Origin of the sequence: Paenibacillus sp. FSL F4-0243, from assembly GCF_037963295.1 — a bacterium.
GTDB lineage: Bacteria > Bacillota > Bacilli > Paenibacillales > Paenibacillaceae > Paenibacillus_AQ.
Map to the genome: position 1 here is coordinate 5184683 of NZ_CP150151.1, position 19934 is coordinate 5204616.

10 protein-coding genes are annotated in these 19934 nt (G+C 45.1%); 3 read left to right on the top strand and 7 right to left on the bottom strand.

Features of this window, described 5'->3' with window-relative positions:
* Positions 1 to 57 precede the first annotated feature (57 nt).
* Positions 58 to 2523 carry a glycoside hydrolase family 2 protein gene (locus NSS87_RS23175; protein ID WP_339243033.1) on the bottom strand — a complete coding sequence of 822 codons (2466 nt, stop codon included), beginning with the start codon at positions 2521 to 2523 and terminating at the stop codon, positions 58 to 60.
* A 131-nt stretch (positions 2524 to 2654) separates the two neighbouring features.
* Here NSS87_RS23175 and NSS87_RS23180 point away from each other — a divergent pair, with 131 nt between their 5' ends.
* Positions 2655 to 3506, top strand: coding sequence for a helix-turn-helix domain-containing protein (locus NSS87_RS23180; RefSeq protein ID WP_339243035.1), 852 nt, complete (start codon positions 2655 to 2657; stop codon positions 3504 to 3506).
* A 68-nt stretch (positions 3507 to 3574) separates the two neighbouring features.
* On the opposite strand, the gene NSS87_RS23185 is transcribed toward NSS87_RS23180, so the two are convergent.
* The 3 genes from NSS87_RS23185 to NSS87_RS23195 all read right to left on the bottom strand — a co-directional run bounded on the left by NSS87_RS23185 (position 3575) and on the right by NSS87_RS23195 (position 7200).
* The gene (locus tag NSS87_RS23185) at positions 3575 to 5188 is read right to left on the bottom strand and encodes an extracellular solute-binding protein (RefSeq protein WP_188114672.1); all 1614 of its coding nucleotides are present in this window, start codon (positions 5186 to 5188) and stop codon (positions 3575 to 3577) included.
* Between the two features lie 137 nt (positions 5189 to 5325).
* Positions 5326 to 6216, bottom strand: a complete 891-nt coding sequence (locus tag NSS87_RS23190; protein ID WP_042190738.1) for a carbohydrate ABC transporter permease — start codon at positions 6214 to 6216, stop codon at positions 5326 to 5328.
* 27 nt (positions 6217 to 6243) lie between these two features.
* Positions 6244 to 7200 carry an ABC transporter permease subunit gene (locus tag NSS87_RS23195; RefSeq protein ID WP_042190740.1) on the bottom strand — a complete coding sequence of 319 codons (957 nt, stop codon included), beginning with the start codon at positions 7198 to 7200 and terminating at the stop codon, positions 6244 to 6246.
* Between the two features lie 227 nt (positions 7201 to 7427).
* Between NSS87_RS23195 and NSS87_RS23200 the strand changes: the two genes are divergently transcribed.
* Positions 7428 to 9182 carry a sensor histidine kinase gene (locus tag NSS87_RS23200; RefSeq protein ID WP_076300759.1) on the top strand — a complete coding sequence of 585 codons (1755 nt, stop codon included), beginning with the start codon at positions 7428 to 7430 and terminating at the stop codon, positions 9180 to 9182.
* Between the two features lie 396 nt (positions 9183 to 9578).
* Here NSS87_RS23200 and NSS87_RS23205 read toward each other — a convergent pair whose 3' ends face one another.
* The 3 genes from NSS87_RS23205 to NSS87_RS23215 form a co-directional block, all read right to left on the bottom strand.
* Complete coding sequence (locus NSS87_RS23205) at positions 9579 to 14387, bottom strand: S-layer homology domain-containing protein (RefSeq protein ID WP_339243039.1); 4809 nt, start codon at positions 14385 to 14387, stop codon at positions 9579 to 9581.
* 286 nt (positions 14388 to 14673) lie between these two features.
* Positions 14674 to 16215, bottom strand: a complete 1542-nt coding sequence (locus NSS87_RS23210) for a response regulator (protein WP_076300757.1) — start codon at positions 16213 to 16215, stop codon at positions 14674 to 14676.
* A 227-nt stretch (positions 16216 to 16442) separates the two neighbouring features.
* Positions 16443 to 18767: a glycoside hydrolase family 95 protein gene (locus tag NSS87_RS23215; RefSeq protein WP_339243041.1), complete on the bottom strand. Its 2325-nt coding sequence runs from the start codon at positions 18765 to 18767 to the stop codon at positions 16443 to 16445.
* A gap of 253 nt (positions 18768 to 19020) precedes the next feature.
* Here NSS87_RS23215 and NSS87_RS23220 point away from each other — a divergent pair, with 253 nt between their 5' ends.
* Entirely contained in the window at positions 19021 to 19890 is an 870-nt protein-coding gene (locus NSS87_RS23220; protein WP_042190749.1) for an AraC family transcriptional regulator, read from the top strand.
* The last annotated feature ends 44 nt before the right edge of the window (positions 19891 to 19934 follow it).

The following is a 19934-nucleotide window of genomic DNA, read 5'->3' on the forward strand; positions in this document are numbered from 1 at the left end:
AAATACATAAAAAAAGAGGCCCCAAGATAAGGGCCTACTTCCTGTGAATCTTCCTAATTAAATATCAAATACGGAACGTACAGTAAGCTGTGCACGAAGTTCTTCCACCGTAGCTGGCTTGTCGAGATCTTTTTTAGCGATGGTAATGGTCCTAGTTGTACCACCCGACATATCAAAATAGTTGTCGCTGAAGATGGCATCTCTCTCCTTGAAGTCTAGGCCGACAAAACGAGCATACGTCTTAGCCTTCACGGTAATGACAAATTTTTCTTCTTCCTCGGTAAGCATAGCTTCAAGCTCAGGGTTAACGAAGCTAAAATGCTTCGGCTTCACAAACAGGACCGTGCCGCCACTCTTTGTCTCGCTCTCTACCTCAAAAGAATATTCCAGATAAGTCTCACGTTTCTTCCCTTTCGTATCCAGTATGTGGCCGAAATCAAGCTGTTCGAACTCAGCAGTACTTAACGCGGCAATCTCCACTGGCTTTGTGCCTTCCAGCAAGACCTCCGATGTCGTAGTAAGCAGTCTCCAACTCAGTTCACCAATAACTTGTTCTCTGCTTTCGTTAGAGACATGAAGGAAGACCTTCGTTCCTTCGTCATGGGCAGAAACAAGAATCGGCGCGAAGAAATGTTTAGCCGCATAATGCATAGCCTTCCACCGGCCATAATAATCGATACTGGACCAAGAAGCTACCGGCCAGCAGTCATTCAACTGCCAGTACAATGCACCCATGCAGCGACCTCTATGTCTACGCCAGTGCTCAACGCCGCAACGCATCCCTTCTGCTTGGATCAGCTGTGAGGCATACAATACAGAATCAAAATCTTTCGGATATTTGTAGGTCTCCCCAATATAATAGAGAATTTTCTCATTCCCGGTATTGTTCTTCTGATGGGACTCCATGACATAAGAGAAGATATTGCGATCCTCCGGCAGCGTGAACGACTCGATGGTCTTCAGGCCCGGAAACGACTGTAACCCGAATTCAGACATATAGCGCGGATATAGCTTCCGGTAATCGGTAAACGGTTCCTTCCCATGCCAGACTCCCCAATAATGCATATCTCCGTAATTCTCGTCATTTGGCTTGTCAAAGCTACCTTTGGAGGATGGTGAAGCACGCCAGTAGAAGGTATTCGGATCAATTTCTTTAGCGATTGCCGGTAGAAGCACCTCATATTGCTTAATATAATCTGCCTTAAGCTGCAGTGAGTAATGCTTCTCCCAGTCCCATTCGTCCCAAGCCAGCTCCTGCTCGTTGTTGCCGCACCACAAGCCTAGCGAAGCATGATGGCGAAGACGTTTCATGTTATCGATGGTCTCGTGAGTGATATTCTCCTCGAAGGCTTCCGTCAGAGCATAAATGCCGCAGGCATACAGATGATCCTGCCAGACAATGAGGCCATATTCATCGCAGAGATCATAGAAATAATCATCCGGGTAATACCCGCCACCCCATACGCGAATCGTATTGAAATTGGCAGCGACACAGCTTTGGAGCAAGCGATCCGTGCGATCCCTAGACACGCGAGGTAGAAGATTGTCTTCCAGAATATAGTCGGCACCTGTAGAGAAAATAAGCACACCGTTGACTTCAAAAGCAAACGATTCTCCCCACTGATCTTCTTCCTGCTTCACAGTAATGGTTCTAAGTCCAATCCGAAATTCTCTACGATCTAACTCCTGTGACTTTTCCTCAATTACAACCTCTACGTTATACAGTGGCTGAGCACCGAGATTATTCGGCCACCACAGCTCTGGCTCCATAATTTCCAGTGCAATATGTTGATCCGTCCCAATCATTTCAGACACACGATGCTCAATGCACAGACCCGCTGGTGTGTGAACTTTAACCACAATTTCTCGATCAGCCGCTTGCCAGCTCTCTGTTCTAACTCGAACATCCAGCATGACCTTATCCTTCTCATGGAATTGCGTAATATAAACATCATCAAGGCGAGCACTGTTGTAACCCTGAATAGAGAGACTACGCCAGATTCCTAGATCGGGTAACTTTGGACCCCAGTCCCAGCCGAACATGGAGTGCGCTTTGCGCAGATGAGATATCCCCTCTACCGCATCCGCACATCCACTAAGCGGCAACTCCGCTTGCTTTCTTAGGGTAAATTCTACCGGGGAGCGAAAAATAGCATGAATGATATTTTCTCCGGGTATCAATACAGACTTAATATCCACTTCATAGGTCCGGTGCATATTGTCACTGTTCAGAATATTAGTTCCATTCAGGGAAAGCTCACAAAGCGTATCGAGCCCTTCACACAGCAGAAATACTCGGTCATGCTCTAGTACGCCTGCTTCCAGCTGAAAACTACGCTTATATTCGTAATCGTAATTGGACAGTTCCAGAACCTCATACTCCTGCTCGCGGTAGAACGGATCTGGCATTTCACCGGCATTCAACAAATCATGGTAGACAGAGCCTGGCACGCTGGCTTCCAGCCATTTCGGTTCATGAAGCCGTTTCATTTCCCATTTTCCGTTTAGATTGACAAGTTGCATATTTCCGCCTCCACAAATGTGCTATTTTGACTTCTTGTATTAAAATTTTAACAATAATATGTATACATTTCTTCTATTGTGTTCGCAAAAATAGTGTGCTATTTTTACATCACTAACACTGGAGGAAAAACATGATCAAATACACTGAGGCAAGCCATATAAACCCCGAATTGCTAGCTGATCCCTTCTGGGTAGAATCTCTGAGTCAGGTATCCCCAGAACATACGCATGATTTTTATGAATTTTTCATACTCACTGAAGGCCGATGCCGGCATATCGTCAACGGGGCTGCCCAGCTTCTTCAATCTGGCTGCCTTGTCTTCATCCGGCCCGATGATACCCATCGCTATGAAGCTGACGGGGATAGCGATTGCCGCTTTCTGAACATTCCCTGCCGAAAAAGCCTCATTAATGATGCCTTTAGTTACCTGAATGAAGAAGAATTCCTGCACGGGCTATTACATACTCCGCTCCCTAGAATCGCCATGTTATCTCAAATGGAGATGGATGATTTCATTCGTTCTTTCGAACGCATCCGAATGCTTTCTACCTTAGACAAAGTAAAGTCCAGGATTTATCTGAAAGGAATACTCGTAGATACACTTACCCAGCATTTTTTCTCTCCAGAAACCATCGAGCAGCCAGAATTCCCACTGTGGCTCGAACATGCCGTTTCCAAGATGCATCTAAAAGAAAACTTAAACAAAGGCCTTCATGCCCTGTACGAGTTATCGGGCAGAAGCGCCGGTCATGTCAACCGGGCCTTTCGCCAGTACTTGAACCAGACACCAACAGAATATATCAACCAACTTAGGCTCAACGTGGCACGTAATCTGCTACTTACTACAGAACTACGTGTGGTCGAAATTGCTCTGGAGTCCGGCTTTGACAATGTCAGCCATTTCTATCATCAATTCAAAAAGTACTATCACCAGGCCCCGCTGGATTTCCGCAAAAATGCGCATGCTAATAGACTAGTTTAATTAACATTTGAAAACATAGAAAAAGGCTCCCCCTCTGCCTGAATGCAGAGAGGAAGCCCTTACAATAATTATTTTGAATTCCACAGCTCCATACGCTCTGCGTACTTTTGGTTAATGATTTCTTCTACTTTCTCATCCCCAGCCTTTTTCATTTCCGCAAGCATCTTATCGAATGTCGCATTGGCTTCGGCTTCAGTAGGAGCAATGATTACTCTCGTAATACTTTGATCCATAATATCCTTTACCTTCTGTGCAGTCAGTGCTTCAGGTGTTCCGCCATCAGGGCTCAAGTTGTCATATGCCGCTGTATCCCATACGGAATCCCCAAGACTCTTGATTGCCATCTGATCTACTTCACTGCGTTGATATTTAACGGCCATATCGTAAGGCTGTTCATTTGCATCCAGACCATTTTTGATAAACCACAACCATTTGCGGACACCGCTCTTCTTGACTGTGTCGTCCCAGTTTTCCTTGAAGCTATCCAAGAATGCAGGGTCCGGTTGTCTCTTGCCATCCACCATGGTGTATTGAACGCCTTCTTGGCCCCACAGCAGCAAATGCTGTCCTTCATCACTTGCCAAGAAATTGAACAGCTTCATTGTTTCTTCAGGGTGCTTGTTGTTCTTCGTAATAGCGATAGCATCCCATCCAAGTGAGCTTCTTGGTCCAAATGTCGTTTGGGCAGGGTCTACTCCAGGGGCAACTACCTTGTATGGGAAGAGCTGATTATCTTCTCCGCCATCCTTCTTCAAAGTTCCGTTCCCGTTACCTGGATCCCAGTAAGCGCCTGGTGTGGAGAATACTGCGCCAGTAGCCAACTTTTGAACCCAAGTTTGCGTTTTGCTAATCGCAAATTCCTTCTCAATCAGACCTTCTCTGTATAATTTATTTACGTAGAGCAACATTTCACGATACTTTGGATCCTTAACATCATATTGCAATGTTCCATTGTTATCATAGTAAGTTTTCAGACCCCACATGCCTTTGAATGTTCCAAGGTTGGCGCCCATATTCTCGCCGTTCATGGTCATTGGAATCGATTCTTTTCCATCAATCGTCTTGTTTTTTGCTTTAAAATCCTTCAAAATCGCTTCTAATTCATCTGTTGTAAGCGGTGCTCTGCCATCTGCTTTGTCCGGAGCCAGATCTGCAAGCAGATTTTTTCTCATCAGCATCCCGAAGACTGGATCACTATCTAGTCCATACCAGTTAGCCAAGTAATAGTTCTTTCCGTCTTTATAACGAGTCTTGGTCAGTGTGTCGCCATACATTTCCTTGATATCAGGGCCATTCTTCTCAATCAGCTCATCGAGTGGAATGAAGGCACCGCTTGTAATGTATTTATCAAGTGAAGCATCCCCACGGCTCATCACGACCACATCCGGATAGTCACCGCTGGCAAGCATCAAGCTTAGCTTCTCTGTCGGATTTCCTGTTGGCTGCTGAATGGAGATCTCAATGCCAGTCTTTTTAGTGATTTCTTGGGCGACAGCATCAGTAAAAGGCTCTCCCTTAGTATTCGAATCAAACCATGTAAGTGTAATCGGCTCTTGTTTTGTATTGTCTCCAGCCGCTTTGTTTGTATTGTCTGTTCCACCATTAGAGCCACAGCCCGCTAATAGTGAAGCAGATAATGCAGCAGTTATACTTACGCTCAACAATTTGTTTTTCTTTATCATAGACACCCTAATTCCTCCCATTAATTAAGTTACGTCACAAGTCTATCAAGCAACCAAGCAAGTCTGTCCGCTCACCCCCCTTCAGGGCCGCCAGCTGGACAACTCCTCTCCGGCTGGCGTTCGGTTATTTAATCATATTAACTCTTAACAGCTCCCAAAGTCATACCCTTAACAAAATACTTTTGCAGGAACGGATATACTAGAACGATAGGCAATGTTGCAACCATCGTCGCTGCCATCCGGATCGTATCGCTTGAAACAGCATTTCGCTTAGCGGAGTTAGCCAGCATTTGCGATTGCGATACCATACCTCCGGTCTGGAATTGACTCAGTATTTTGACGAGGACCGCTTGCAAGGTCTTCAGGTCTGAGCTGTAAGTAAATGCATAGGAGTCAAACCACGAGTTCCAATGCGATATTGCCTGAAAGAGGCCCACTGTCGCGAGTACTGGTGTTGTTAACGGCAGCACAATCCGGAAGAAAATCATTAAGTCGTTCGCTCCATCTACCTTCGCTGACTCCTCAATCTCACCAGGTAATCCCTCCATAAAGGTACGGACAATAATCATATAGAAGACATTCATCAAGCCTGGCAGAATAAAAACGGAGAAAGTGTCGATCATATTCAGGGCTTTAAGCACCATGTAATAAGGAATCAAACCGCCTCCGAAATACATCGTAAAGACGAAGTAAAGGTTCCAACCCTTGCGTCCCATCAAATTCCGCCGGCTTAGCGGATAAGCAAGCATCGTAATCACAAGAACCGATAGTGGTGCACCAATTACGGTCCGTTTAACCGTTACCCATATCCCATTCATAATTTCGGTATCTTTCAAAATTTGTTTGTAGCTATCAAAGGTGATATCTCTTGGCCAAAAGTAGACGCCGCCACGAACAGTATCCTCAGCAGCATTTAATGAAAGAACGAGAATATTCCAAAAAGGTAAGAAGGTAACTAGCAATACAAGGATAAGAATCAAATATACAAAACACTTAAAGATATGATCTCCGTATCTGTTCAAAAACATCTCAAGCGCTCCTCTCCATTTTGTTATTTAGAACAACGCTTGGTCGTTCACTTTTCTAGAAATTCGATTCACGATTACAACAAGAATGAAGGCAATAACGGATTTGAATACCCCCACGGCAGCCCCGTATGAGAACATGCTGTTTTGCAACCCGTATTTGTATGCATAAATATCGATAACTTCCGAGTACTCAAGTACAGTGTTATTTTGCAATAGATATTGTTGTTCAAAGCCGGCATTCAAAATACCTCCGACTGCAAGAATGGCCAATATCACGATAGTTGGACGTAAAGCAGGGAGCGTAATATTCCACATTTGCTTGAATCGGCTAGCTCCATCTACTCTTGCGGCTTCGTAAAGCTCCGGATTAATAGCGGATATTGCAGCTAGGTACATAATGGCGCTAAAGCCCATTTCTTTCCACATATTAGATAAGGCGATAATCCACCAGAATAAAGGTCCGTTTTGTAGAAAAGCTACCGGTTCGTTAACAATCCCGAGCGTTACTAAAAGATTGTTGAACATCCCATCGGAAGCTAGCAGCGTAATAACAATGTTAGCGGCGATAACCCATGAGATAAAATGCGGTAGATAAGAAACCGTCTGCGTAAAGCGTTTGAAAAATCCCTGTTTTGCTTCATTCAGCACAAGCGCGAGTATGATCGGCGCAGGAAACCCGAATAGCAAGGTCAAGAGGCTTGTCGCAAGCGTATTACGCATTACACGGTAGAAGTCTCCTGTGGTAAAGAAATATTCAAACCACTTAAAGCCAACAAAGTCAGCATGGAAAAATTGTTGAAAAAATGTTCCTCCACCCGGTTGATAGTTTGTAAATGCCATATACATACCAAACATAGGTCCATAGGAAAATAGCAATGTCGCAATTATGGCAGGGAGCATTAGCAAAAATAACCATTTCTGCTCTTTTAATCTGTACCAAAAATTATTGCCCCTGACTGTTTTGATAGCGCTTGCTTTATGCATCAAATACCCTCCCTTTTTATTTAGTGCAGCATGCCCTGCTACATCTCGATTCAGCTTCTCTCCTATTTATCTTAAGTCCGTATAGAGCTCCTTTCTATACTTCAATCCTCCGAATGATAGCGCTTTTTAAAGGAGTTTCTTAACATTCGAGCATTGGATTTCGATATTCAGTCTGATATGATAAACTTGGCTTTCCGTGAATTCACAGTAAAGAAGGGACTTCTACGATGCGTCATTTTTACAAAAAGTATATTTATATGCCTTTTATCGACCTTAGCTTTCGCTCCAAGCTATTCCTCGTGTTCGTTCTGGTCACCATTCTTCCAATGATGCTTTTTGTCTATTTTTCATTCGAACTTACAAAATCAAAGCTGACCGATCAAATCTACATCAATATGATGAATTCAACGGCCCAGATCAACAAGAACCTGGAGAACAAACTGGACAGCTATGAGCATATTTCCGCTTCTATTTACTTGGATAATAGGCTAGCCACTTACCTCACGAGCGAATATCAAGATGATCCATCTTATCTAGACGTCTATCAATATATTGGCAATCGTATAGACACAGTAATGGCTGCCTATCCCGATTTTGGTAGCGTTTTCATTTATTCCGACAATCCATCACTGCCCAAGGATAATTACTATATCAAGCCGGTTACACCCGAAGTGAAGGAGACAGAGCTGTACAAGCAGCTGATGCAGTCTCACGGGAATATTATTCATCTGTCCTCACCGCAGTCACAAGATAATCCCGCAATGTTTACACTGGCTAGGTTACTGAACAATAATCGCAACCAATATCCCTACGGTATTCTGGTCTTCGAAATATCCGAATCGGTGATCTATTCTTTAATGGAGAAAGAAGCAGGCGGCAAAGATATTTTTATCGTTAATGACAAGGGCCTTATTTTATCAGCCGCCGACAAACAATTATTAAATACAAGTCTGCCGGAAATGCTTGATCAGAACTTTGATGAATTGCCTTCTGGCAGATTTGATACTACATATAAAGGGGAAAAGGCTTTCGCCGTCTATAACACGCTCACAAATGGATGGAAAACCGTCTCTATATTCCCTTATGACAGTATCATTCAGGATGCGAAATCACTGTCAGAGCTCATCATCAAAATCTCTTTAGGCTTTATAGTCGTCGCATTATTGCTGATTTATATTACTGCATCGATGTTTAGCAAGCGTATTCGAATGTTAATCCGAATGATCCGGCGGCTAGAACGTGGTGACTTCAACCCTACGAATGATGAATATTTAGGCAATGATGAGATTGGCCAGCTTCATTTTGCCTTCAAGCAAATGACTACACGCTTAAAGAGTCTAATCACCGAAGTGTATCAGAAGGAGCTACAGAACAAGGAGGCAGAGCTTGACCTGCTTCAGGCCCAGATCAACCCCCATTTTCTGTACAATACACTGGGCTCCATTTCGTCTCTTGCCCTAAAACATCAAGATACTCGCATTCAGGATTTGGTGCTTCATCTCGCCAAGTTTTATCGCATCTCCCTGAATAAAGGAAAGAGCATCTTAACTATTAATGAAGAATTGAAGCTGACGCAAAGCTACAATGCCATTCAGCTGATCCGATTCAAAGGACAACTGAACATCACCTACAATATTGATGAAGCGATCTTACCTTACTCTACAGTCAAGCTAGCCTTGCAGCCTTTTGTAGAAAATGCGGTGCTTCATGCGGTGTGGAATCAGGAAAGCCCGCTAAATATTCATATCAAAGGCATAGTCGAAAATAGTGATATTATTCTATCTGTAATTGATGATGGCATGGGGATGAGTCGTGAGACACTTCACACTTTACTTGACGATAAACCCGGGCGAGGTTATGGGATTTCAAACGTAGATCGACGGATAAAACTGAGGTTTGGTGAGCATTACGGCGTTACAGTGTTTAGTAGGCTCGGAATAGGAACCACTGTGCAAATTCGTTTGCCGCAAAAGGAAATGTAAGGAACGACGCATCTGAATAACCGCAAAGCTTATTGAGAAATCAGAAATATTGATTAACAATTAGGGAAATCCTCCCTGAAATTTGGTGATTTTTGCTCATTATACTGATAATCAGGGAAATCCTCCCTGATTATTTGCTGATTTGGAGGTAAATTCAGAATTCGCCCGATTATTAGGGAGGATTTCCCTAATTACATCGCATCCAAGAATTTTTTGGCTATTTTTAGGGAGATTTTCCCTAATCACTCTCACCTAGCCTAGTTACCACGAGCTTGCCACGAGCCCCTCGATATAACCATTATCATTTTAATAAAGCTTCAGTGAACACCAAAAACGAAGGAGCTAAGCATCTAGAGATTGCTTAACTCCTTCGTTCATTTGTATATTTGCAATGTTTTACTTCATAATCAAGTTATAAATCACTTGGGTCGCTTCTGCTCGGGAAGCGATCCCTTTTGGTGCAAATAGACCTTCATTTTGACCTTGAACCAGTCCTAGGCTGGCTGCTCCCTTTACAGAAGCGGCTGCCCAAGAGGAGACCTGCTTCATATCTTTGAATGCCGCGTCAAATGAAGCAACAGTTACTTTTCCATTCTTCAGCTCATAAGCTTTCATTAACATGACCGTGATTTCTTCACGGGTAATCTGTGCAGCCGGCTCGAACTTGGTCGCACTCCTGCCGCTCACGATGCCCGCCTTGTAAGCGATAGAAATGGACTCCGCGTACCAAGCAGACGGTGCAACATCAGCAAAGCTAATATCTCCCTTAGTGGTCAATCCAAGGGAATGTACGAGCATAGAGGTGAACTCGGCACGTGTAATCGCACGGTTTGGTTCAAACTTGTCTTTGCTAGTCCCTTGAACATACAGCTTCGCCGCCAGCTCTTGGATTGCAGGACTAGCCCAGTGATTGGCTGGTACATCGACAAAGGTCCGTTTGAGCTCCAGCACAGCATATTTACTGAAGTGGTTAACTTGTGCTGTCAATACACCATCAGCATAATTCGCAGAGATATATTCCAGCTTACCGTTATCCGCAATATAGTAAATGCCTCCACGCTTGGAATCAAAGCCTTCTCCCACTGTCAGGCTTAGCGTAATGGGTTGTTCGAACGCAGAAAGCATTTCTGTTGTGCCAGTTTTCGTGGTCACCGACAGACTGAACTCATAGATATCACCCATGAGTCTAACCTGTGCTTGAGTAGTTCCCTCCGCTGCAGCAATGATCTCATTCGCCTTGCTGCTGAGTGGTGCTAATTTCAGGGTTATCGTGCTATCATCCCGCTGACCTTCCGGTAGCTTGCTCTGCAACTGGCGGAGCAGATCCGCAGGCACCTTTATGGAGAACTTACCGGACTTCAAAACCAGCGTATGATTCGCCAACTGGCGAACTACATCGGAGGATAATTGTATCTGCTGTGTATCTCCCTTAATCTCCACGATGACATTACCAGATCCACTATCCACTTTCAGCATCTCTGATGTAAGGATTAGAGTGCCCGCGCCATTCTCTTGATCTACAATGCTACCAGGAGTACCGTTGTTGTTACCCGGATTCGCAGGGACTTCAGGATTTCCCGGTTCTCCAGGGGAGGCTGCTTTGACTGTAACTTCTGCCGCAGCTTTGAAGCCGCCGTCTACCGTTTCCACAGTAATTGTGGTTCTCCCAGCATTTACAGCCGTTACCGTTCCGTACACTACGGTGGCAACAGACGTATCGCTCGAAGTCCAGTGTACTGCTTTATTCGCCGCCTCTTCCGGAGATAGCGCAGCCGTCAGCTTGCCGGTTTCACCAGCGGTTAATGTTAGCTCTGTCTTATCTAGCGATACACCTGTTACTTTCTTAGGTGCAGCTGTCAATTTTACCAGTTTCGATTCAGTCGGCTGCAAGGACAATGCGAGTGTTCCTGAAATCGTCGAAACCTCTCCCGTCCATAGGTCTTGCATAGTGTACGAATCCGCTGCGTCCAGTCCGGCTCTACCAAGATTCACCGTTTTGTCTGCAGAAGCATTGGCGCTGTAGTTGAATACAGCCAGATAATAATCGTTGCCGTCTTTCATCACAAAAGTATCCGCTGCATTTGCATTCGTATTTCCTTCCAGCGGCTTGAATACTTTTCCTTTTAATGCTAATTCGAGAACCTCCTTGTTGTTAAACAAGGCAGTCATGTACTCCTGTGCCTTTGGATCGTTAACATCATCAGAGCCGAGAAGTACGGTACCGGCGATGACGCCAGAGTTCATTCGACTGCGAGCTTCAGTTAAGCTGGAAGCGCGGGCCAACGCTAAATGATCGGGATCCGTATAGGTGTAAATTGTGCCATTTTGCCAGAATCCATAAGTTAACGAATTCAGCATGTATTCCGTTTCATTGATCTTGCCGTAGGTGTCGCAGGAAATACGTCTGCTGTGTGCATATTGGCTTGGAAAGATTGGCGCAATAGATGCGCTAATGAACATTTTTCCATCCAAACGATCTTTCACATAACGCATTCCTTCATTGTATGCTTGAATCCCTGTCGTTACGGTTGGATCGAAATGTTGTCCCTCAAGCGAACCGTGCGTCAAGAAATCCAATTTGATGAAGGTAAAGCCCAGATCCTTAAATTTGTCCAAAAAATAATTCATGCGCAGTTTAGCACCTGGATGTGTCACATCCAGAGGAAAAGCCCCATCCAGCGTCGGCAGCGGTTTACCCTCGGCATCTTTGAGGACAATATCGCCATACGTATACTTATTGTCGGTACCCTCTACCGGCTGGCTCATATTGTTGCCCCAATATACAAATGGTGCCCAATAGATACCTGCATGCTGACCATTACCCTTAATTACTGATACAGCGTCAGCAAGCTGCTTATCATTCAAATTGTCCCAATAGGAATCCATATTAATAAATACATTACCGTTATTATTGAAATCATTTAGGTGCTCCTTATAATAATTGGAGACATCCACAACGTCTTGGTATGAAAGTGTACCTTCGTAAGCTCCCCAGCTGTTAAAACCAACAGGTACGCCTTGCGGCAACTCAGGATTCAGCAACAGTGGAGGTGTGATGATCGCATTAGCTTTTCCGTATTCCTCGAGTCCTGTGCGGTAATCACTGAATGCCCCCACCATAATCATCGGCGAAGACAACTCTGCACCTGTAAGCATGCCATGAGGCTGGGTATCCCGTGTAACGTCGCTGGCTGCCCCGCCATAAACCGCTAGCTCATTCAGCCGATTAGAAGATCCTTTCCAGTCGATCCCGGTCTTCCACGTATCATGAGTGACCGACCCAAGCACAAGACCGCTGCGTGTCGAGTTATTAAAGATAGTCGTCATTTCATAGCTGGTATCCGCACGGTTCATAGATTGAGATTTATAACGAATCCAAGCATCATTGTCAAAAGGAACGGTTAGTACTCGGTTATCTGCACTGGCACCGATATCCACTCCACCTGAACGTTTTACGGTAATAGGTGACATATAATTCGTCTGCAGCGCCGTATCGCTAATGGCATCCAGACGAGTTAAGAAATACTTCTGATCGTCATAAAACTTGTAAGCCTGTTTGAGCGTTGGCTGTCCAGCTGAGGTGTGAACAAAAGTAAGCTCCACTCCTTTGCCAAAGCCATCCTGAATTTCTACTGGAGCACCAACACTTGTATGATTCTCATAGCTTGTAGTCTCAACGAGAGTATCACCGAGTTTGATGCTGCTATAGATTCCTTGCAGCTTCTGACCATCCGTCCACTTGTAGCTTGCGTATCCAGACTTAGTATTAAAGGAAACCTCATATTGTCCATTCGATACGAGCGTTCCATAAGTATATTCGGTAACGGTGATGGCCCCGTAGTTATTCGAAGCCCCTGGTGTCCCCAGATCACCTTCCTCTTCAACTGGAGGATTAGGATCTGTACCCAATGCCGGTTCTACAATAATTCGATCCAGATCTGGCGCGTACCAGTTGCCGTCTGAGAATTTGATTGTATTCTCGCCTTCGTTCAGGGGCAGTGTAAGCTCATATGTGAGCGCCGTATCCCAGTCTGGTGTCTTTGGCAGTTCATAATACTGCTCTGCCCCACCATTAGCGCTGACGTATAAGCTGCGCGGGTCACCTGAGAAATAAGCTACCGTGATCCGATAATCCCCTGTCATCGGAGCCGTAATCTTATTGAAAGTTAAGGAACTGCCGCCATTCAGATACCCTACCTTCTTTCCACCGGAAGCATTCGGGCTATCGCCAACTCGCGCTTCTCCAGTTAAATCATTGACCGGAGACTCAGCTTCATAACTGATCGTATACGGAATGACTTCAATCCGGTCGAAATCTGGAGAGTACCAGTCATGATCCGAGAAAGTGATCGTGTTCAGCCCTTCCTGCAAGGAGGCTTCTACATCATAAGTTCCTACCGTATCCCAGCTTGCTGTCTTTGGCAGATCAACCAATTCATCCAGTCCATCATTCACCTGCATATAGACAGGCCGCTGGTCACCGGAAATATAGGAAATACGGATCAAATACGTTCCCGCTGCCGGCACAGTGACATTTGTGAACTGTAAAGTACTGTTTTTATTCATATCCTTTACAATTTTTCCACCGGAACCAACGCTGCTGTCCGCTATTTTGGCGTTGCCTGTAATTATATTTTCAGGCGCTTCAGCTTCTATGATTGCACCATGCAGCTTCTCCTTCCAGTCGCCTCCAGATCCTTCACCTGGGTCGCTGTCGTCCAGTCCACGAATTACGATCTTGTCGATGTCTGGAGAATACCAGTTGTTGTCATCAATCAGGATGCTGTTCTCTCCAGCATTCAGCGGAAGTGTCACATCATAAGTTCCCACCGTATCCCAGTCCACTGTCTTGGGTGGTTCTTCAAACTGCTTATCGCCGCCATTGGCACTGATATTAAATGGCCGCGAATCGCCAGAAAAATAGTACACTGTAATTTTATAATTCCCACTCTCACTTACAGTCACATGATTGAACTGCAAAGTGCTTCCTTGATACATGCCTCCGACTTTCTGCCCCCCGGAAGCCGCTGGGTGTTCAGAAATAGAAGCATTGCCAGTCATAGCATTTCCATCAGCTTCAGCTTCATAGGTAGTATTCTCCGTATCATCGGCATAAACCGTACTGACAAACTGACCGCCACTGCCTATTACCAAGCAGATGATGACAAAGAACAAAAATCCTCTTTTCATTGCTTTCCCGAACATTTAATCCCTCCGTTTGTAGGTCTCCTTGCACTTTTGTGATATTCGGGCTATATCTGTCCATCAAGTCATCAAAGGAGTTGATTAAGAAGCATCTTGAAAGCGCTACCGATTTTCGATGAACTAAAACGCCTTTGATTGCCTTGATGAATGAAGCCCCTCACATGTGCTAGTTATAATACATGCTTAATTGTAAAAAGCAGAGGGATTAATATCCATATCGCAAGTTTACTATTCGTAAGGGAAAGTAACTTTATTTCCTATTTGCCGAACCGAAGCGCTGGCACAATCATAGACTCTTCCTATACTCGTTAGGTGTAACTCCTTGGTTCTTCAGAAATAGGGAGATAAAATAAGACGTGCTTTCGTAACCGACTCTTTGAGCGATATCCTGAATTTTGAGCGAGCCGTCAGCCAGCAACTCTGTAGCCTTATCGAGCCGGATACGTGTTAAATAATCGTGAATCGTGATACCAGTCTTGTCTTTAAAAATGGAGCGTAAATAGTTGGGCGATAAATAAACCTGATCAGATAAGCTATTGATCGTAATCGGCTGATCAAAATTCTGGTCGATCATACTGCGAACCTTGTGAACTAGCTTCGTGTTTTTGTCCATAAGCCGCTCACCCAGCAAGCTCATAGCATTGCCTGCAGTGCCCAGGATCAAATCCTCAATCTCATTTAAAGTCAGTGCATTATAGATGGAATGATATAACTCCGCCCGTTTAACCCCCTCAGGAACAGGTTGATGCAGTTGCTCCAGCAGCTCGTCGACAAGATCAATCGCCCAATCGCAGATATTTTTTTTCTTGATTCTTAGTGTGGCTAGCCCCTCGAAATACTGATGCAGCTTCTGTGCGGCTTGCTCGAAATCTAGCTGATTGATAGCTTCAAACCACTCTTTCCTATTAAAAGGTGGCACATGCTCACTATCAAACTGGTTTGAAATCGCCAAGGCATGAATAATTGAACCCGTACCTTTATAGAAACGCTCGTTTAGGATTTCACGCGTCTGCTTATACAGACAATGAACCTCCGTTAATTCGGTTTCCTGTGCACCGACTGCTGCCGTCACTGTGAAATCCAGTCCACTTCGGATAGCCGCGGCCAAATCCTCCCACGCATAATACCCAGGCTGTTGGCGTGCTTCCATAAACACACCTACCTCCCCATCTTTGTAGGGCACAAATACCGTCTCTATATTCTTCGACTTGAAGAAATGATCCAGAAAAGCTACCAACCGGTTCTTACAATCCTCCAGACTCTGCTGTTCCCCCTCTGCCTCAATCGGATCGATACTGAACAGCGCCATTGCGTAGCGATTCCTCTCAGACTCACGGGTAAGCTTGCAATAGCTGGTCGCCAGATCAGCGGCATGTTCCGCATTTTTTTCATAGGAAAGCTCCTTAAGAAGGTTCGTTTTAGCCGCCTCCATGGAACGTTTCTTCATTTGAACTTCCTCACAGCGCTGCTTCACCTTTGCGATAACGCTTCCAATTTCATTCAAGTCGAGGGGCTTCAGTAAATATCCAACAGCACCTACATTTAGAGCCGATTTTACATAGTTGAATTCGTCATGCCCAGTCAGGAACATTAACTGCATCCAGTCATAGCTCTCATGTATTTTTTTAGCCATTTCAATACCGTTCATAATCGGCATCTGGACATCTGTAAGAATAATATCAGGTCTAATGGCCTCTATCTTCTCTAGAGCCTCTCTACCATTACTCGCAGTTCCGACGACATAAATGCCCATTTCTTCCCAGCGGATATAATCTCTCATCATCTCAAGGCCTATTTCTTCATCATCAACTAGAAAAATACTATACACTGATGTCCCCTCCTCTTTGTTGTCTGCATCTGTTTCTTCTATTATATTCTTTTCCCCTTAGGCTACTATGATCCAAATAAATGAAAGTTATTTTCAGGCATGAATCGTTAATTTGCAGACATCGGCAAAAGGGCTATCCGGTCCATAACAGACCGGATAGCCCTTTAATTATGCGCTAATAACCCTGCATAATTAAAGCGGGGGTTCATATCACCCCCGCTGAATCATTATACCAACTCTAACTGACTGTTAAAATAGTAGCTTCCTCCTATTTCTCCTTGAACAGTAGCTCTTCTATCTCCCAACCGAAGTGTCACGGTTCCTGGCGAGTAGGTACGGATCGTAGCTTTCACCAATTGACCATTGTCCCAAGCTACATCAACCTCAGCATTTCCTTTGGCCCGCAGTCCAGATACCGATCCTGTACCCCATGCTTTTGGAAGTGCAGGCAGCAGATGAATCTCACCCTCATGGCTTTGCAGCAGCATCTCGGCAATAACAGCCGTACCCCCGAAATTCCCATCGATCACAAAAATATTGCACTCCGCTCCTCCAATGCCCGATTTGGAAAAGCTAAATAAATTATCGAAACTGAGTCCACCAATCAAATGAGAAATATGATTAAAGGCCTTTTCCCCATCATACAATCTGGCAAAGCCGAGACCGAACAATGCTGCGGTAAATTCCACATCCTCCAGTTCTTCCTGAACCATCCGGTTCTCAAGTGTTACTCTCACCGCAGCGCTAAGTTCAGGTGTCTTACCTGGTGTGATCTGATTACTTGGATATACCGCGAACAAATGGGCCAAATGCCGATGCTCCGGCTGCGCTTCCTCGTAGTCCTCGAGCCATTCTTGCAGCTGTCCTCTCTTGCCGATCTGAAATGGTGGCAGCTTGGATATCGCTTGCTCCAGCTGCTCCTGTAGTTCCTCATCCGTATTCAGTAGTTTCGCAGACTTCAAACAGAACTCAAAAAGGTCTTTCACCAGCATCTGATCCATAGTGGTACCCATAGACAGCTGCTGTGCGCCCTCGCTGCTATCCGCAGGATAGAAATGATTCTCCGGCGAATTAGAAGGTCCGGTCACCAGCCAGCCGTATTTTGGATGAATGGTCATATAATCTAGGAAGAATGCTGCGGCTTCTTTTAGCACTGGATATGCCTGTTGCTCCAGAAACACACGGTCCTGACTGTATTCATAATGCTCCATCAGATGCGTCGCAATCCATAGTCCACCTGTAACGTTTAGCCCCCAAGATGTCTCCCAGCCCGGAGCCGTGAATCCCCAGACATTCGAGAATACATGTGCTACCCAGCCTTTGCTGCCATAGAAATCGCGAGCGCTTGACTTTCCAGCATGAGACAAACCCTCAATATAGCGCATTAATGGTAAATGACTATCCCCAAGATTTACGACTTCCGTCGGAAAGTAATTCATTTGCGTATTGATGTCCAAATGATAGTCACAGCTCCACCCCATACGGCAAGCCTCACCATCATTCCATATTCCCTGTAAATTCAGCGGTAACGGGGAGTCTGCCCGTGCTCCAGCGATAGTCAGGTAACGTCCGTACTGCAGGAACAACGCGAACAACTGCGAATCTTCCTCCTGGCCCTGTGCCAGTAATCGAATACGCCTGTCAGTCGGCAGATTCACCTTCCCAGTGGTACCTAATTGGATATCCACCTTACCATATTCTTGCTCATAATCTTCGATATGATCTTCTTTTAACTGCGCATATCCTTTAATCAAAGCCTGCTGTAATGTGCTGCTGCTCTCCATTTCCCACTCCGAGTTACTACGGTTGTAATCGGTGCTGACGGCAAAATAAATTCGCGCCTCATTGGCCCCAGCAATTCTCAATTGACCGTCCCCTCTGTACATCGTACCGCCGGAAATGCTTACCTTAATTTGTCCCTTTGCCCATACCCCGCAAGTGCCGTCACTATGCACATTCTCTGTGGCTTGTCCTCTGAATTCAATAGTGTCGTCATTCACGACTTGAGTCGTAAACGACTCTGAACCACCCTCCAGACCGATCGTAAAGGATACACCTCCCGGTTCATCGCTCCAAATTCTTGAGACCACCAGATCATCAGCATGGGAGGCAAAAATCTCACGATGCAGCGTTGTTCCTCTACTTTGAACCACCGTCTGAGCCACCGCACAGGTCAAATCCAGCTCTCGCTCGATAGCTGCTGCTGGCCCGGAATCCGTGTCCTGTTCTGCAAAGTCAATGACAACCTCGCATAAACCAAGGTTCGTACCGAAATTTCGTTTCTTCGGCTGCAGATGTTGTTTGGCTAGACGGTCACCTTCATTATAATCACCAGCAAAGAAGTACTTCCGCATCTCTTCCAGCGCAGCTTTGCCTCCGAAAGGAGCAGGCTCTGACTCAGCTTGACCCGACCAGTAGGTAACCTCGGTCATGTTCCATACCTCACGATACGGAGCAGCTATCACTACTGCACCTATTCTTCCATTACCTAGTGGCAATCCTTGTGACCAATCCGTTGCAGGGGTAGAATACCATAATCTAAAATCGCTCATTTTATTTTCTCCTGTCCATAGTAGAATCTGTGCAAGCGCGATAACCCTCTAAAAAATGTTGTTAATTAATCCGCTATATAATGTGAAATAATTCATAATTCCATCTCTTTCAAGATGAATCATACTTTCTTAAACCTATCCATTATGTTGCGGATTCACTGTATTTATCGTATCATTTGAATGAATCACTGTCTTTGTTGACCTGTTCGATTATTTGACGATTTGTACGGTAAGATAAGAAAAGAGGGGCCGCATGAATAAACTATCTGAAATGACTCCGTATGTCGGCGCAATCATGCCTTATGTGTACGACGGCAGCAGCAATGAGCATCTGAGAGTCGGTAATGCATACGCGTTCCACTTGTTTACTGATGGCCCCGGTGAGATGGAAATCGACGGAATACGTTATCCGATTGAACGGAGGACGCTTGTCTTTCTCCGTCCCGGTCAACCCCATGCTTTTCATATCGTGCCTTCTCATCCACTGTCGTCCTACAACATCTATTTTGATTTATGGGACAACCGCTCTCCAGTATCCAATAACCTTTCATTTATCCATGCCCCTGAAGTCTTACAATTTGAAAAAAAAGCCACCGAAGCACCCTGTGCCGAGCTGAACGAGTTGCCTTGCGTATTTCCACTAGCTAAATATCCCCTGCTATACGATAGTCTTGTGATGATTGCCAAGTCTTACAATGACGCGCTGTTCTATCGTAATGAGACGGCCAATAGCTATCTGTACGGCTGGATCTTGAGCTGGTATAATGCCCTCCATCAGCATCAGCCAAGTGATTATCGTATTGTCCGCCTGCTGGAATATTTGAACACCCACCCCGAGCGTGGTAAGTCTATCGAAGATTGGGCACAGTTCTGCGGGCTCAAGCGGACATATTTCCATGAGCTGTTTCTACGGGAGACCGGAATGACGCCGCGCGTCTATCATCATAATTTAGTCATGAGGCGGGCGGCAGGACTGCTTCTGGAGAGTGAGCTTAGTGTGACTGCGATCGCTGAGAAGCTGGGTTATCCTTCCATCCATCCTTTCTCCAGACATTTCAGTACCTGCTACGGCATTAATCCAACACAATACCGCCTTAATCCGCAAAGCCGAATACGAATGTAAGACTCCAACAAAAAAGAATACGCGCTATCCGCGAGAAGCGGTTA

Excerpts from the sequence above, each read along its gene's own strand:
- NSS87_RS23175 (WP_339243033.1), bottom strand. The coding sequence starts at position 2,523 with ATGCAACTTGTCAATCTAAACGGAAAATGGGAAATGAAACGGCTTCAT.
- NSS87_RS23180 (WP_339243035.1), top strand. The coding sequence starts at position 2,655 with ATGATCAAATACACTGAGGCAAGCCATATAAACCCCGAATTGCTAGCT.
- NSS87_RS23185 (WP_188114672.1), bottom strand. The coding sequence starts at position 5,188 with ATGATAAAGAAAAACAAATTGTTGAGCGTAAGTATAACTGCTGCATTA.
- NSS87_RS23190 (WP_042190738.1), bottom strand. The coding sequence starts at position 6,216 with ATGTTTTTGAACAGATACGGAGATCATATCTTTAAGTGTTTTGTATAT.
- NSS87_RS23195 (WP_042190740.1), bottom strand. The coding sequence starts at position 7,200 with ATGCATAAAGCAAGCGCTATCAAAACAGTCAGGGGCAATAATTTTTGG.
- NSS87_RS23200 (WP_076300759.1), top strand. The coding sequence starts at position 7,428 with ATGCGTCATTTTTACAAAAAGTATATTTATATGCCTTTTATCGACCTT.
- NSS87_RS23205 (WP_339243039.1), bottom strand. The coding sequence starts at position 14,387 with ATGTTCGGGAAAGCAATGAAAAGAGGATTTTTGTTCTTTGTCATCATC.
- NSS87_RS23215 (WP_339243041.1), bottom strand. The coding sequence starts at position 18,767 with ATGAGCGATTTTAGATTATGGTATTCTACCCCTGCAACGGATTGGTCA.
- NSS87_RS23220 (WP_042190749.1), top strand. The coding sequence starts at position 19,021 with ATGAATAAACTATCTGAAATGACTCCGTATGTCGGCGCAATCATGCCT.